The organism is Pseudomonas sp. G(2018), from assembly GCF_005502415.1.
GTDB lineage: Bacteria > Pseudomonadota > Gammaproteobacteria > Pseudomonadales > Pseudomonadaceae > Aquipseudomonas.
Map to the genome: position 1 here is coordinate 1 of NZ_SCOO01000051.1, position 17,211 is coordinate 17,211.

Genomic DNA, 17,211 nt, shown 5'->3' on the forward strand with positions numbered 1-17,211 from the left:
GCTCTGGGAGCGGTTTTCACCTTGGATATAGCGCATAAGAAAAATGCCCGTATCTTGCGATACGGGCATTTTCTTCAACCGGCCAGCAGATTGCTAGGTTTTCACACAGCCTGCTACGGCCCCTTTTTTATTACTTATTGAAAGTGTCCCTTAAATTATCCTCTGCAGCCTTTCTCGTCTCAGAAAAGCTTTCATTTAGACCATCCAATCGCTCTGTATTTCGATTGAGAGTGTCGGTTCGACCTTCACCAATATTCAAAGCTGACCCCTTACCTGTCAAATTATCTAAATTAATTTTGTCGGCCGTAGGATAGAAATTAGTAACTTGAAGTAAGCCAATCCACTCTGAAATATCAATCTTACTCCAATCCAGCTTGGCTATCTGATCAACGCCTAGTGCTTCGCAGGATGGGTTTTCAGCATCACCCCATGTCATTCCGAGTTGTGGCCGCCCCTGCTCCTGAATGATGCGCCCTAAAGGCGAGTTGAAGCAGCAGTAAGACTCCCTTTTCTCAATACAACCAAATGGTGTTTTACTAGCGCAATAGCTGCCAACATAATGGCAAACTTTCGTTTCCTTCTTGGCTCCCAACTCAAACTCTTTAGGCTCACACTCCCATATTATTTTTACCAGAATATTAGCAATCTGATAAACCATATAAGCAATCATTACGACTGAAAGAACAGCTGCAAAACTCGAAGCCAAAGTAGCATTTGGAGCAGTAGTTACAGCACCTGTAGTAGGGTTGGTAGCAGCAAAAGCCTCGGTAGAGGGGCCATTGGCTGCGATTCCGCTTGCAAAAACCGCGTTTGCAGCCGCTGGCCCAAACGTATTCGCTGTCCAATTCGCGACATAGTTCATCATTTGTTGCTTAAAGCCTTCAATTACACCGAGTTGTGCTACATCAGTCACCGCAGCATTGGTAGCAGATGCAGCACTCCACGCTGAATCCCAACCACTGCCACTAGCCAACTCTTTTCCCAGAGTCCAGGCACTTGAAAGCGTAGGCGCGTTATCAATGATTCCGACTTTTTCAGTAAGCTGGATGGTGTTGTACGTGAGAGCAATGTAGTCCATGAGTGATACGCCGTCTGGGGCCTCGCAGCAGTCCACCCAGCCACCTACAGCCTTTTTGCACTCCATCATTTCGCCCTTGAACACTTTGCAAACATGATCTGATGTTGTGTCCTCAGGATTTTCACCGCAATCGAGATCATGTTCAGCAAACTGTGCAATTTGAAGGGCTGCGGCCGCATAACCAAACTCAGTAGACTTTTCATCGGTCGGATTGAAACACTCTTTCCCTAGGCAGCGAACTGGACCTGCACATTGATACGATGTCTTGGTATCGGTTGATGGAACTTGAACATCGTAGCCACAATCCCAAACCTCTTCAGTCACATAGCATTGCCCTGAGTCACCCTTTGCACCATCAACACATTTTTGAGAGATAAAGCCACATGTCTTATCAGCCTCGAATTTTGCACAGGTATTTAGGTTCATTCCTCCATTTACACAACCTGTGACTTTCGCCGATTGGAATAATTTATCAACACCTTGGACAGGGGAAGGCAACATAGCAGCATACATACTATCGCCAGGACAAACAGAGATTCCATTTAAAGGCAGGCAACCTGATGCTACGCCTTTAGTGACCTGAACTGCTCCGCCTTCAGTGCACTGACCAGATTGGATCTTATTGGCCGCGTCAATACAGAATTTAGGGCCATAAGACTCCGCGGCGATACGTACAGCCTTAAACCGGAACTCATGAGCGTAGAACCATCCTGGCGTTCCGCTGCCAGTATCCTTGATGTCGACGATCATTTTTAGACCGTTTTCACAAGACGGCATCTGAATAATATTAGTTGAGTCAACACCCAATGTTTTAGGTGCGTATTTATGACCAGTCCATAACCCAACAGAAGAGACAGCGATTTTTTGAGGCAGAGATCTACCATCCTCCCCTTTTGCCTTACATAGATAATCATAGTTAGCCTGATCGATACTGGCATCCGCCCGCAGACTGCTTGTTGTGTTCTGAGATGAACCACTTGAAAAGTCAACCACTACGCGATTCGTTTCGCCCGAACCAGGAGCATCCTCAACCGCAACCTTTGCAGCGAATGGGATTTCCATAACTTTCATATTATGATTTACGGAGCAAGTCCTATCAGTGTTTACAGGACATTGTTGCTGCCCTTGTGCATCGGTGTAGCACTCCATATCACCTTTATAAAAATTACATTGTGAGTTGATTGAAACTTCTTGGCAGAGAGGCGAAATCCCAGGCAAGGGCGGACCTTTGCCAAATGAACTTTCACAAACAGTAACACCGTCAATTTCTGCACATCCTGTTTCAGAAATGGCAGATATTTTCGTACACACGAATGAACCCTGACAGTAACCATCATTAATAGATGAGGCTACGTCAACAGCTTCTTGTGAATACCACTTTTCTTCGCTTACTGCCTTCAACGGATCGTAGATAACTCGCAACTTAGCGTAAGCCTCACCAGAACCAGCGACTGACGCTCGAATTTTGAATTCTTTTTTTCCCTTCTCTTTTAATAAAGAAGTCATGTTGACATTAGGAGCCGTCTCCCAAGACGTCCCTAGCTCACATGCACCAGCCGTTTCAGGTGGAAAGTTCTCGTTTGGGCCAGACCAGATTTTCGTGTTGGCAACCCATACCTGCATGTAGTCATCCCATTTTGCGTAGGTTAGACTCGCAGATTGAATTGCATCTGGGTTTACGACTTCAAAAGTCATTTTATTTTCGAAAATGGTGCAGTAACCCGACCAATAATTATCACCGACCTGACCTAACCAGATATCAATGCATCCCGGCCCGCAAGATTGAAAGTTTGTGGGACCATCGACATACTTAACAACGCCAGCTGTATAGTCGTGCTTAAGCGTGAATACTCCAGACTTATCCGCAACACGTTCGCACGTCTTCATGTCAGACACATGTTTAGACGTAGTGGTCTTTGTGGTTTCAGTTGTCTGTTTGCAATCAGCAAAGTCTTTATTAAATATGTCCTGATTGTCGATTGTCTTATCAGTGTTCGTCCAAAGTGGATCATTTTTAAGATCGGGCCGTTTAGTGCCAGAAGTGTCTTTCAACAGGCGGTAGGCATCACCGCTCATCGAGTTCTCACTTAATAAAGACGTATTAGCATTGGACCCTGCACTTAGGGTCCCTTCATCATTTCCATACAGACTTTTCAAGTCACCGGAATCAGACGTATCAGATACGCCTGGGAATAATTCAGACAGATTAATGGTTTGCTTCTGCCCCCCACTGCCAAAAGTGATCTCGGATGACGACGCAGTCGGCGCCGACCATGAATTCATCGCATCTTGAGCAGCTTTATTCCCGTCCGCTGCCGATGACGAAATGCTATCGGCCCAAGCAGGCACACAGATGGCGTACCCGTAGAAGAATAGTGTTACGGCCGCGGTGATCCTGGATAGAGAACGCATGTCAAAATCTCATAGTGTGTTACAGCAGTCATTCCACCGGAATAACATGTAAAGCGCGTCTTCCCCGACTTGGGGAATAACTCTGCCCTCACCCCCTTGCCAAGTCATCGGGTGAGAACCGATGTAATGCGCTTCCTTCGATTCTGCTCGAGGAAAGAACATGGCCATTTTGTATTGGGATTTTGGAACTGTGGGGAAGATTGAGCCCCTGCAGATGGTTTCATCCCCAATAGTTAAATGTGCAAGGCCGCGGCGGTGTTGGGTAGCAATCGTGCGCGCAGCAAGTAACGAAGTGGTTCGCCCAAAGTCGTTGGGTAAGGCAGTCCCAGCCATTGGGTAGATTTCTCCCCACGTCCCTGCACACCACCAGAGGGACGTTAGAGGCTCTTGACCAGCAACACCTAAGGCCGCGTCAGCTGTGCATGCAGCTTGTGCCAGTGGGTTTGCGACAGCAGCAGCCTCAGGGTTAACAAAGAATGCTAACTCGTCATTTGTCCAGACCGGGTCAATCTCCGTTAACTGAATGATATCGAAGTCAGCATAACCATCTGGAGAGCAGCGCTTGGGCATGTACATTTCCAGAATCGATAGCAGCGGGAACGCATAGTAATGGACGTTATAGAAAGAGAGTTTCTCCTTCGTAATCGTGTTGCCACCAACTGAATCGGATAATGTCCCCCACAGGCGCTTGTCGCCAATTGGCAAGGTAACACCACCCAATGCGAGCGAACACCCAGGCTTCCTAACAACTTCGATTAGCCGAGCAGGCTCCCACAATGAGTTGACAATACCAGGCTTCCATAAGCCAAGATTGTCCTCACACATGCAAATACTCTTCTTTGAAGCGCCTGACGGAGCATCACCAGGTGTGATGCTTACACCAGCAATACGTATAGGGAATAGACAAGCCCAACAAACATCAGTAAATAACTTACCGCTAAACAGCTCAGCATTTGGGCAGGACAAAGAATCAGTTACAGACTGATCAGATACCGATACTTGCGAATAAAGACACAGCAACAGAGAGACCAACAGGCCTAAACTACGAATGAACATAATTAATACTACCTTGAACTCTGTAACAGCGAAGGCATTTGATTAAGCACGCCTGGTTTAGAGAGCGCAAAGCCTTGTAGCGATGCACCATTTAGCGGCTTAAGCCAACCACTTAGAATTGAAACATCTTCTACCTTCTCTAAGATTAAACCTACATGGTTGGCCAAGCAGTAATCTCGAATTTCAGTCAGGAGCGTCAGATTTGCCGGCACCAACAACGCAGGGAGGTCAACCTTGCAGTAATCCCACTTATGTCCAACCAAACGTGCCATATTTGAGTTTTCCGATCCAAAGTCATCAATTGCAACTCTTAACCCCAAGGACCTAGCAAAGGATAACAATGAATCAAGGCTCTCAGACCCGTCAGAGTATTTCTCAGATATTTCGAGTACGATTTCCAACCCTAGCGAATAGACGCCAGCTAGAGACTTTATCAATGCATACGCATCAGAAGGTGACGATAATGTTTCTGAACTGATATTAATAAATAAAGGGCCCATACCGATTAATTCTGAAACATTTTCGGTGACTAGCGTTACTATCTCGCGATCCAATAGAATCCACTCACCTGGTTGCGAGTTCGCCATGAACTGTCCTGGTGAAAGCATTCGACCCGAGACTATGCGACGAGCCAACACCTCGTACCCTAGAACCTTACCGTTGGAAAAGTGAATTGATTGGAGCGCTAGCACTGTCACGGCAATGACTCTCCTGCAACTTCTTCAATATAAAAGCTTCTATCGGCCGCGGTAACTACTGAAGGCGTGAAATCGATAGAGAACCTCGTGCGCACATCATCCTTTAGGATGTATACGGCACGGCCTACTTTATTTTGCACTTCAGTAAATCCATCCCAACCTTTCTGGCGATCCATTTCTGACAAAATAATGACAACATTCTGCTTGTCACCGTAAGTTTCAATCTGCGCCTTCGCAAAGTTGATCTGTTTTTCATAACTAGGATCGATAATCACAAGACGCTGAGTAAAAGGACGAATGTCTAATGGGTTTATACGATCACCAGCTTTATGTATTAAAGATCCGTCGACGCCTGTGATGTCTTGTGGCACCACGACTGAAGGATCTAGCTTTCTGACTCTACTCGTTGTTGCAGGCGATAATTCTGCAAATACTTGATTAGACCAAAACCTCCTTAAAGCCTTATCTTTCAGCTCTGAAAAATTGACCTTGGCGAGTCGCTCCTTCAATACTTCAATTAGATCACGCTCGGCTATTCGCAGGCCGGGCCCAATTGCTTTTGGCTTTGGTACTTTATCTTTTTGGTACTGCTCATCCGCGGCTTGAACGGATGTTGTTCCTGAAACTACATATACAGTTTGTTTCCCTACAACTTTACGCACTTGCGGAACGGTTTCAATTTGCGACTCTTCGAAAAGCACGGGGTTTATAAGTACAGGTGTATTGGACTTCGTTTCCAAACTTAACCGTTGCACCTTTGCGAGCGCGTCTTGCAATGTTAGACCGTCAGGAATACCTCTAAAAACAAGCTCGACTTCTCTGTTATCGTGGTATTCCTTTATGAGATTCTTGATCTCCGCCTCACCAAGACTCCACGAAACGAATACCTGATAGGTCCTGTCGTGATCAACAGGCACGGGGTCGACTGAATTACTGTCTAACATCAGTGGTGTTTTGGCAAAACTGAGGTCTTCAGTTTTCAATACAAAATCTACTTGCTTGTCCGTATTAGTCTTTATTCCGTCCAGAACGTCTTTGAAATTCTCAATTGCTGCGCTCTCTTGAGCTGCAAAGTCTGTGCTCCCATAAGCCTGAGCGACAGAACAAATGACAGCCGCATAAATGAGTGCTGATCGTAGTCTTACCATATTGGGTAGGCTCTCCCGACCACGTCGGAACTTGAAACGTAGCCCCAATATCTCGAATCGAAACTATCTTGAGATGTGCCCATGAACCAAAGCATATTATCTGGAACTATCTCATCCCTTATATATCGGCTCTCTGGTTTACCTAGGCGATCTGCAAGCAGCAGACCTTTACCTCTGGTAGTACCATTCACAGCGATATTTTCCAGGCCTACTGTGACGCGATCGCCAGGTATACCGCGGACGTATTTGATGATCTTCGTACCATTCGCAAAAAATGGTTCCATCTGAGTCGACCGAAACGCGTATACCTTATCGCGATCAATTTTCGTATCATAACGATCAACAACAAAGACCCGCCAATCCAAGCACGTGTTCTTTTGTGGATCAATTCCAATTTCATATCGAGACGACAGGTAAAAAGCGGCACCAGCCATAGCAACTGACAGGGGCAAGGCTTTTAAAATGAATGTTAAATGCTTATTCACTTACCGCCCCCTCAGATACCTCAGTTTCATCACCATGTTCAATTAATGGAATCTCTAGCTCAGGTGGGTATGACACTAACGCTCGTGAGTCCATCACAACATAACCAGCAGCAGTCAATTTATTCGCGGACTCGCGAAGGTTATTATAACTTTCCTCAACCTCCGAATTCGAACCTCCGCTACCGTGCAAATTAACAACGTCATAATTCAGCACCGCGAATTGAGTAATTGAAGAATCGCCCTTAATAAAACTGTATGCTGCAATGGTTCCCAGCGAGCAAGCAACAGAAAGTGCTACGTTAAGAATTACTGACTTCATACTGATACCCCACGATCGCGCAATACGACATTGATCCCTTCGGCTGTATTCATGCCTTTGTTAACATAGACATTGATATCATGCACATCTTTAGGAGTAGTTGAGTAAAGAAGCTTAGAAAAGTTATCAACTGTCAAGCGTCCTACACCAGACCCTGACTCCGTCATAAAGAATATCTCAGAGTACTGACCACGGATCGTATGTACTGACTTGAGGATGCTGAATCCGCCATCGCTTAACGCAAGTCGGCCTTCTTTTTTAATGATATTGATTGCATCATCTTTCTGGCCCAGCAAGAAGGTGTTCGCTGAGTTTTCCGCGATAGCGCGACCAGTCGGACTAGCGTACAAATCGTTTACAGATTGTGTAATAGTAATTGCAGCGCCATTGTATTTACGGAAACGGCGATAACCGTGCTCGATAAACTTCGCGACATCACCTTCTGTAAGTAACGACCAAGCCTCATCGATTACTACAATTTTCTGCCGGTCTCGATCCCCCAGGAACATTGCCTGTTGAATTTGATAAATGAGCTGGAGCAGAACTACCTGCTGAAGATGCTTCCGCCCCTTTAGTTCCTCGAGTTCAAGTACAGTGAACGGGTTTTTGAAGTCAACGTTATTCTTGCCATTGAAGTACTTGCCGTACATCCCCTTGGACGTGAATGGGTAGAGTTGCTTACCGACATCCTGGATACGGCTGTCTTCATCGCCAAGCAATGATTGCTCGACGTCATCGACGCTCATGTCACGGCCTTTGACTTCCCAAACGTCATGAGTGTGCTTTCGCAGACCTGCAACTTGAAGGTCTTCAAGGGCCTTCGTAGGTGCAGCCATAGCGCACAGAAGTCCAATGAGGACGTCCTCCTCCTCAGAGTACTGTTGAACCAACTCAAAGGGATTCAGGCATATCGTGACGTCTGGCTTAAATTCAAGGAAGTCACCATTAAATGCTTTGGCCAGCTTCTCGTACGATCGACCAACGTCAATCACCCACACCTGAGCTCCAGCTGATCGATAGGCTGTGATCAAGTAGTTAGTTAAAAATGACTTCCCGCTACCCGACTGCGCAGCTACCGTGGCGTTGTAATTAGTTTCCGAGTCGAAAAGACAGTAGGACATCAACTGCCCGTTGCGAGACACAAACTGCATCATCGGGGAGCCAGTCCCCTTCCAATCCCCATAGATAGGTAGCAGTGGTAGGGCCTGAGTCACCGACATAGTTTTATATCGATAGCTCTCATTAATAGCATTTGCATCTGCGCCAAACGGAAGCGCGTTTAAGAATAAAGGCAGTACAAAATATTTGTCTTCCAGGAACGAAAACTGACGTATTCCCAGATAATTTCGGGCTTCTGATGATGCACGCACTAGGCGATCACGATCGTTAGCGAAAACGATAACCGTCATGTTGCATCGGACAATAGCCTCGCCTTCCTCAATCTCCTTAAACAGGTCATCCATACCCTGTTTTTTTGCACCAAGTTTTGGTACAAATTTTAGAAGAGGTCCGTAGGCCTGGTTGTTGGCCCACTGACGCTTGGTGTTCATTTTGTCTTTTGCTGCCTGTTGATCAGGAAAATATACAGTGAAGCTAATTATGCAATTTTCTCGAATCCCGTTGTTTCCGGTTAGCAAATCACCCAAATACCAAGCTGCAGAGCCCTGAACTACGCGACGAGGAAACTTTTTAACACTAAGGGTTTTTACCAAAGTGTTACCGATCTTTAGATGATCACTAAAAACTTCTAGAGTGCGATCATAATCCAAGACCTGTGTTTTAAGCGGCTTATCATCGTCCGCCTCCTGCGCCATTCGATCTCGCCAAGACGCATTTGGTCCTTGGTTCAAAATCGACGACATAATTTCCAAATATAGGTTTTGTGTTAAACCTATAGGGCAAAACCCAATGCTTTTAAATGTCGAGTCAAATTGAGCCCTGAGCTCGCTTATGATCTGAATTTCTTTTTCACTTGGCAAAGGTTCGGCAATTGGAAACTTAACAGTAATGATTGTGTGAATTTCACGTACCTTGATACCTGAATAATCATCAATCGGCTCAAGTGTGCCTTTGAACAGGTACGAAGCACGGCTTTTGATTGCTTGATGCGCAATGTCATCAGGAGAATGCATCCGCATTCTCAGCATCGAATTCACTTGATCGTTAATGTTTTGCGATGGAAATGATGAAAAATTAATCATCGTTCCGGCCGGCCATGCTTGTTTCATGACGCTTTTAAGTTGGTCGCCCTCTTTGCCATCACTTCCAGGCAGCGGGCGACACAAAAACGCGAACCCAGCCATGTTGTCATCCATAACGAAGTACTTCTTATCTTCGTCATAGGCAACTACGCTAAGTAGGTCTGCAAGTGGGAATTTAGCTTTTGGAAAAGTGCTCATTTTGCGGCTCCAATCAGCCAAGACTCGAGCGAACCTTTTGCATACCCTTGGCGTGTTAAACCATCGTCACGAATAATAAACGGGACGCCTTTAAGCCCAAACATTTGGGCTGTAATAATTCGTTTGCCGATTGCTGAGGTATCGCAATCTGCTCCACGGCTATCTATAACTCGCGGCTTTTGCAGTCCAACAGCAATCTCATAGGCTTGTTTCTGATCAGTTGCACAGTGCATCGATCGAACAATCTTGGAACTTTCTTCACCGAGTGCTGATAGCTCGACAATTTTAAATGTGTAGCCTTCTACTTTTTTGAGATCAGTTAGAAGTAAGCTGCATGCTGGGCATTGAGGGTCGGTAAAAATTATGACCTGTTTCTTTCCGCTCCCATATGTAAAGGGGCTCAGATCGTCAACGTTGAACTTAAGCTTCGCCACGTCGATATAGCGGAAAGCTTGATCGGCGTCATCGATCGAGGAAATTTCTTTTTGGCTCCAGGTGTCATACAAGCTCCCACGAAAAACAAATCTTCCGTTATCACTTACAAACGCGAGCTTTCCATTTTTGACGGCCGCAATCATTCCGTTTATTGGCAACGGCGTAGTTACGTTGTTTTCTTGGGCATTTGCAGTGCAATAGCTGCTTGCTGACGCGATGAGCAAAATTGCGCAGAAGATTCTTCGGAGCATGAGGACACCTCTTTTACGATGTCATCAGGCTATAGCTGCATACTTTGGGAGGGTGTCGAATCTGACCCTTCATTGGGGTCAAAAGAAAGGGCGCCTTTCGGCGCCCTGTGGTGTTACCAAACGACTGGCGCCGAGTCCTCAGCGGAGTCATCCGTCGCGTAGAGCAGGATCTTCGGAGCTTCAGGGTACGTTCTTTTTGAAATTGTGATCATCGACCCTCCCAACCCCTGCAGCTTGTCATTTACGTACCAGTTGTGACGGGCGATTCGGCCGTCAGGATCGACGCATTTCGCGGTGGCAGTCCACGCTGAACCACTCTCCTTGACCTGCAAATCGCAGGTAGGTTTTTGGTTCTGCTTCACATCGATAGACACCTCGCCAGTTCCTCCCTTGTTCATCTGCGACTGAACAGCCATGGCAATCTGATACTGACCTTCTGCAGGAAGGGTTGCGCGCGCATATCGAGAACCGCCGGTATCGATTTCTGTTCCGTTGAGGGTGTACGCCATGCTCGTAATCCGGTCTTTTGGATGTCCTCCAGTGATCTCCGGCCGGACCATGATGCCTAGTGGAGCACGTGCTGCGTTGTTATCTCCTGTCCACTTAAGCGTAATCGACCATGGTGGTGGCTCCTTGAAGGTCATGTTTTTTTCAACAAGGGTGTAATTACCACGTGCATCGTAAACATGCACTTTGAATGGAAACTCGCCTGGCTCATCAATGGTCAGTATCCGCAGTGCCATGTTGTCGTCTTTCACAACTGAATAACCGGGCATAGCAGGCATTTCCCAGTCGTAATAGACCCCCTCAACAGCTTTGAACTCACCGATGTTCCTTACTCGTAAACTCAGGTCGGCCGGCGCGTACTCTGCTGAGAACGTCGGTGAAATCGCCCAGGCCGGCCAATCGTAAATCCAGAAGGTGATTCGCTGCTGTGTTATGCCCTCCCCTCCACGATCACGGTACCCGTTGATCCATGCGCGATAGCTCAAATATGTACGTTGATCAGTGACATCTGAATCCACGGGCGTGTACTTAGCCTCTTGGCCAGGGACGATTGTCTTACCGTCCGGCATGATGAATTCACCATCCATGGTTAAATCCATGTTCGGGTACGGCATAAGCAGGTTTGCTACCCAAGTTGACTCTTTCCCTACCTCTGGACGACGTGGCCCGATCAGCTGCACTCTGGGTGGGCGCACCTTTCTGAATGCAACGCCTGAACGAATCGTCTTCCATACCCGAGGATCATCAGTCGGCGAGTCCTTGTACCTCATTCTCATGTAGACGTAGACACGTTCCTCGGTACTACGAGTAAACACAACGCTATCGCTCCCCGGCGTCCACGTGACACCACGGTCATAACTCCACTCGACATCGATATTAGAAAGATCAATTGGTTGTGCATTCACCTGCAGCACTCTGAAGCGAGCGTTTGCATCAAGAAACGTGTTACCTGCGCCTTTGAGTATGCCCTTGGGAATGTTGTAGGCAGCAATCTCGATTTCGTCAGTCATCGATTTTGCGCCAGAGTGTTTGTTCGTGAGCTCCGCGCGAATCTTGTATTTACCTTTGGCAAGAGTCAGAGCAATACGTTGTGGTGTGCGACTTTTATTTGGAATTTCAGTCCATGCACCACCTTCAGTGGATTGCTCCCAACGGACATTACCGAGGTCTTTGGTCCAAGCCCGATTGGTGACATCAGCGAACAGCGTTACCCTGAGTGGCGCTTCGCCTGTCAACCGCAGCGCTCGGATCGATCCATCTAGCGCTGCGCCGTTCAAAATTGCTAGTGACAGCGGCTGTGGCGATGTTCTGGTAACGGTGTACTCGGGAACGGGAGAGATGATCCGCGCCTCTGCGAAGACGCGAAGATTTTTACCAGCAAGTGCAGCGACGTCCAAAGCGAATGACGCATGACCGGCACCATCAGCTCTTACCCATGGAGCTACTTCCGTCACCGTATTCCAAGTCGGCTTCTGAATCAGACGAATCTCCCACGCCCCCATCGTTGACTCGTTGTAGGTCTTGGTTGAGTCGTATGCATCCCCAATCGCAACGTTGACCTCCAAGGCCTCAGTGGAAAGAATCTTCCCATTTTCGTTATCGATAATAGGAACAATGCTCTCGTCAGGGACCGCCAAAACGTCGACCACAGAGTGAGTGATCAAATCTGGTAGCAGTGTGTAGTTCACATCGACGAAGAGCGATCGCTTTTGCCATAGAGCGGTGTAAGGCGCTGTATAAATGCGGCGGTACACCGTCATGATGTCCCCAAAAGAAGGCGCAATTACCTCACTTTGAACCTTACCTTGATTGACGTTATTTTTGAGTTGCAGACGTGCACTCACGGAAGTCACCACGGCATCGCCGATGTAACCACCGGCCAGCGGTGATACCAATAACGTATCGTTTACCTTCGTCTTTGACGTATAGGTTACTTTCGGGAACGACGGCTCAATAACGTCAAAAGTGAATTTGTCCGTTCCAAGATCAATTTTTTTGCCCGACGGAGTGAAAACAGAAAGCTTCCACTGAATTTTGTTTTCGCCGAGCATCTGTGCGTTGCCAACCAGGTATGGCCGTTCCCAGTTGGGTCGAATGGTAAGGCCTGGAGAAATCTCCTCCCACTCGACTAAGCACAGAGGCTTAGTCGAATAAGACGAAGCAGCAGTCATTGCGCGGCGCTCGATTATCGTCAAATCACAAGCAGTTCCTGACTGCTGAACGAACTCAATATCCAGATCTTCGACTTTAAAATACGCTTTATCGAACGGGTATTTTGGCCCTATTTTCACTGTGGCTACTGGAGAGACAAAGGTCACCGTCTTTGAGTAGGTACCAAGGAGATACTTCTGGCCATCAGGTCCAACAATGTAGGAGGAGGCCTCGATTGGGTATGAGCCGACATCCGCGGCGGTGCCCTGCAAAGCCAACGTTGAATCGCTGGACAGGTCCTTGTACTCCGGCAATGGCTTTGTGAACTCAAGTAGACAAACAGGATTGTCGTAGGGGTTGGAGTTCTGGGCCGATAGCGTTCGGACCGTGTTCAGACAGACATTATTTCCCGGCTCGAATTGCGCTCGTACGGACTGCAGACCCAAAGGCACGCTATCCGCTGAAGTCTTTATCGCGCCCTGCAGAGACCATACCTCATATGGAATTGCAAAGGCTGAACCAGTCAGGTCGCCCCTAAACAGCAGCAGCCTCCCTTTGCCAGCCTCACCTGCAGTCAGGGCTGCGACAGCGGCACCCAAGCTATCAACGGTCACTCGATCAATAGGTAACCGAACTGCTTGACCTGGATCTAGTGGTTTGCGACCTACCTTCAGACCAAGGCCTGATGTTTTCTCTACAAACGCAATAACGTCTGTCCCAAGAGCCTGTATAGCCACAGGCTCTGTCACCATCAACCCTGGGCGACCGTCTGTTCTGTTGAACTCCTTAGTGATGGCAGGAGTGGACAAGCTATCCTTATCAATCTGTTCGATTGGCATCTGATCCACTACATCAGCGATGCTTTTGGGCATGAGCGCCACAGTAACGTTCACCGACTCCCCATCCTGATCCGTGACCTTGATGACGACTGAGGTCTGAGTACGACCGTCAGTCTTGAAGTTCATTTCGTCATTACCGTTGAACCATACATATCCATGCTCAGGCTGCGAAACGACCTCGAAGGTATGGGAACCCCAATCGTTGGCGTCAACAGCACTCAGCCGCTCCTTACCTCCTACCCCTTCGTAGAAATATACGGTCGTTGGCTTAAGCCCTGTAGGAGGCGTGTTCTTCCTTAGCACTGCCACCCGAGCTAGAGACTCAATATATTCGCCACCTGCGTCGACCACTCGGAACGCAAACGAATCATTGCCCACGTAGCTAGGGTTCGGCGTGTAGATGTAGCCATTTTGGCTGGCGAGTACGCTACCGTGCGAAGGTTGGCTTACAACTTCGTAGCTGAAGGAGTCCCAGACGTTCGGATCAACAACATCGGGCTTAAAAGCTGCCGATTTGGTGTTTTCAAAGGTGGTGATACTCAGCGCTGCACTCACTGGTTGCAGGTTGTTTTTGAGTACGTGAACGGCAACCGCACCGGAGACCTTCAAGCCGCCTAGATCAGTTGCCTCAACGATGAATGAATCATCTCCAATAAAATCTTTGGCTGGCGTAAAAATAAGCATATTGCCGGTCACAGCCACTGATCCGCTTGCAGGTTGGGTAACCACTTTCAAAAGGTGCTGGCCTTGGTCGTACAGATTCTTGTCTGTAATAACCGGGTAATACGGTGCTGCTGGTGTATTTTCGAGGCTTGTGATTGTTCCAACCAGACCCTCTGGCGCCAGGTTGTTCGGCACCACGGTCACAGTAGCCAACCCTATTACTGTTGATCCAGCTGCGTCTGTAGCTCTGATGAGGAAACTATCAGTCCCTGTCCAACCTTCACGAGGGCTGTAGCTGACTTTGCCTCCCGCAGCTACAGCAGCGCCTCCGACAGGTGTGCCGAGGACCTTAAAGGTAAATGTATCCGTGGGATTTGAATCAACCACCGTTGGAGCGCCGGACACAGGCGTCATCTCCGTGGTCTGCATATCAAGCGCGACCATTGTCGGCGGAAGGTTTTTAGCGATAACCGTGACGTTTGCCGTACCGATCACCTCAGCGCCAGCTAAATCACGAGCAATAAATTTGAACGACGTTTTACCTTGGAAACCGAACGGTGCGTTGTAAATGATCTTATTGCTAACGACCTCTGCGACACCTGTCATTGCTTGGATAGGCACAGTGAAAGTGTGCTGACCAGCGTCATACAAGTTTTTGTCCGTGACTGTCGGCGTTACAGCAGCTGATGCTTCACCTTCGTATGCGGTGAGATCAGCAGTCGCTGATGTTGGGGCATAGTTGGTTTTATCGACAATGACTACGCCGTCTTTAACCGCTGATTCCAAGCCGGCTGTATCCCGAACCTTGTATTTGAATGATCCAGGTCCGAAGTAACCTTCAACGGGGACAAAGGATACATTCATTCCGACCGCTGTGATTACCCCGACATTTGCCGGCGGTTGTTGCACGATGACAATAGCGTGGCTATCAGGCACGTCGGGATCGTAAGCAACAATCTGATCCGCCTGAACGTTAAACGTAATGGTCTGGCTCGCAGATACTGCGCCGGCGGTATCTGTTGCGTTCACCTTGGATGTCGCCGTTCCTACAAACCCAGTAGCAGGGGAAAAGGTAAGCACATTTTTTACAAGCGTCAGTGAACCAGCAGCGGGGGCTACCGATTGCGCGATAGCAAATGTTAGTGGCGAGTCATGGTTCGCATCTGTCGCAGTCAGCTCCACAGAAACAGGCGTCTCGATCGATGTCAAAGCATCAATGGCGTCTACAACAGGGGCTGCATTCACAGGTTGAACTTTGACTGTGATGAACCCCGTATCAGAGCTAAGGCCGAAAGAATCTTTGGCCGTGTACGCAATCACACGACTCCCCACGAATGATGGGGACAGGGTCACTGAAAGCTTTGAGCCGTTGAAAGAAAACGAACCAAAGGTCGCGTCATGGGGTGTTGTGCTGGATAAAGAAAAGGTGTCGACCTTGTCGGGATCTGTCACTGCAAGTATTACCGACGTCGATGCGCCCTGATTCATTGTCACCGTCGTGCTTTGTACGACAGGCTTGTCTGGAACCGGGTTGACGTTGATTGTCACTACCGCAGGCTTTGATGACGCGTTATTTGCGTCAATTGCCGTAACCAAGCATGTGGTTTGGCCGTTCCAGTCTTTCGCGGGCGTGAAAACGACGTAATTACCATCAATACCGCAACCACCAATTGATTTTGAGGGCTGGCCACCTACTGTGAACCGATACGGCGCTTGACCATCCTGGTCGGTAAAAATAATCGGCGCCCTGCCGGCGACGTCCTCGTCAGTGTTGATAGAAATTGCATCTACAACCGGAGCGTCGTTGACCGGCTGAATGACAACAGGAATGTCCGTGACGGGACTTTTTTCACCTGCGGCATCCATTGCAGTGATCTTGATTACGTCCTCACCATTCCAGTTGAGTTCAGGCGTGATTTTCAGGGAATGGCGGTCATCCGACACCGAAGCTACGACGTGCGACCCTTGAGCTTCGACAACAAGCTGATAGATGTCGACGCCATCAATATCCTTCACCACCGGCGTGAAGGTAAAAGGGATGTCTTCCGAACCGATTGCAGGATGAGGTATTACAATCGGCGGATCATTCATGAGGCTGGTGACGATGCGCACATTCGCCACATTGGAGTACACCCCGTGCTGATCCTTGCCTCGGTATGAAAATCCTGTGATACCGCTCCAACCTGGTAGGGGTATGAACGTTACTGTGGTGCCCTTAAGAAGGATTTGCCCTACATCCGAATCAGGCAAATTTTCAAGCTCAAATGAATCCGCTGTTACCCCAACGCCCTTCAATACGAGTGGAATTACGAGAGTTTTATCTTCATCATTCAGCACCTCCATGTCTTCAGCTACAGGCTGCGTTTGCTTGGGTTGAACGATAGTCTCTGCTAACACCCCTCCTACGCCAATAACCAGCGGGCCCGTGAATCCAGCCGGCAATGCTGCAGATCCGGAACAGGAAAACTCTTCCTTTGTACGAACACCCTCACACTTACCGAGCTGCGAACCTTTCGGCCCACCAACTGCGATCGGAAGACTAAAAGAGCCCGTCGAAGTGCAGTCGCTGCGCTTCAGTGAGTACGAGACAGTAACGGAACCGCCTTCGAAGGAAGCTATTGGGTTGATGACCAGCGACTCGCCGCTTTCAATACATTGAGAAGCAGCATTACCGGTCAGCGACCACGATAAGGCCAATGCTGAAAGCGCGAGAATTGCCTTTTTTTTCATCCCGTTCACATTCGAACTCCGATCCCGTTAAGAAAGCCCA

General features: G+C 48.1%; 9 protein-coding genes. All 9 read right to left on the minus strand.

Features of this window, described 5'->3' with window-relative positions:
- Positions 1-130: 130 nt before the first annotated feature.
- Positions 131-3,490 (minus strand): conjugal transfer protein TraN, encoded by a 3,360-nt coding sequence (gene traN / locus FFS64_RS28970; protein WP_082631633.1) that lies wholly within the window; start codon positions 3,488-3,490, stop codon positions 131-133.
- A gap of 9 nt (positions 3,491-3,499) precedes the next feature.
- Complete coding sequence (locus FFS64_RS28975) at positions 3,500-4,546, minus strand: TraU family protein (protein WP_057978604.1); 1,047 nt, start codon at positions 4,544-4,546, stop codon at positions 3,500-3,502.
- Positions 4,547-4,554: 8 nt separating this feature from the next.
- Positions 4,555-5,244: an EAL domain-containing protein gene (locus FFS64_RS28980; RefSeq protein WP_158004326.1), complete on the minus strand. Its 690-nt coding sequence runs from the start codon at positions 5,242-5,244 to the stop codon at positions 4,555-4,557.
- Entirely contained in the window at positions 5,241-6,392 is a 1,152-nt protein-coding gene (locus tag FFS64_RS28985; RefSeq protein WP_057978602.1) for a TrbC family F-type conjugative pilus assembly protein, read from the minus strand. Before FFS64_RS28985 ends, FFS64_RS28980 begins: the two co-directional genes overlap by 4 nt.
- On the minus strand, positions 6,386-6,877 hold the full coding sequence (locus tag FFS64_RS28990; protein ID WP_082631631.1) for a S26 family signal peptidase: 492 nt from the start codon (positions 6,875-6,877) through the stop codon (positions 6,386-6,388). The genes FFS64_RS28985 and FFS64_RS28990 overlap by 7 nt, the downstream gene beginning before the upstream one ends.
- Complete coding sequence (locus FFS64_RS28995; protein ID WP_125919916.1) at positions 6,870-7,196, minus strand: hypothetical protein; 327 nt, start codon at positions 7,194-7,196, stop codon at positions 6,870-6,872. Before FFS64_RS28995 ends, FFS64_RS28990 begins: the two co-directional genes overlap by 8 nt.
- A complete protein-coding gene (gene traC, locus FFS64_RS29000) occupies positions 7,193-9,595 on the minus strand; it encodes a type IV secretion system protein TraC (RefSeq protein WP_057978601.1) in 2,403 nt (800 codons plus the stop codon). The genes FFS64_RS28995 and traC overlap by 4 nt, the downstream gene beginning before the upstream one ends.
- Positions 9,592-10,281: a DsbC family protein gene (locus FFS64_RS29005; protein WP_010466575.1), complete on the minus strand. Its 690-nt coding sequence runs from the start codon at positions 10,279-10,281 to the stop codon at positions 9,592-9,594. The genes traC and FFS64_RS29005 overlap by 4 nt, the downstream gene beginning before the upstream one ends.
- A gap of 113 nt (positions 10,282-10,394) precedes the next feature.
- Positions 10,395-17,171, minus strand: a complete 6,777-nt coding sequence (locus FFS64_RS29010) for an Ig-like domain-containing protein (protein WP_057978600.1) — start codon at positions 17,169-17,171, stop codon at positions 10,395-10,397.
- Positions 17,172-17,211: the final 40 nt, after the last annotated feature.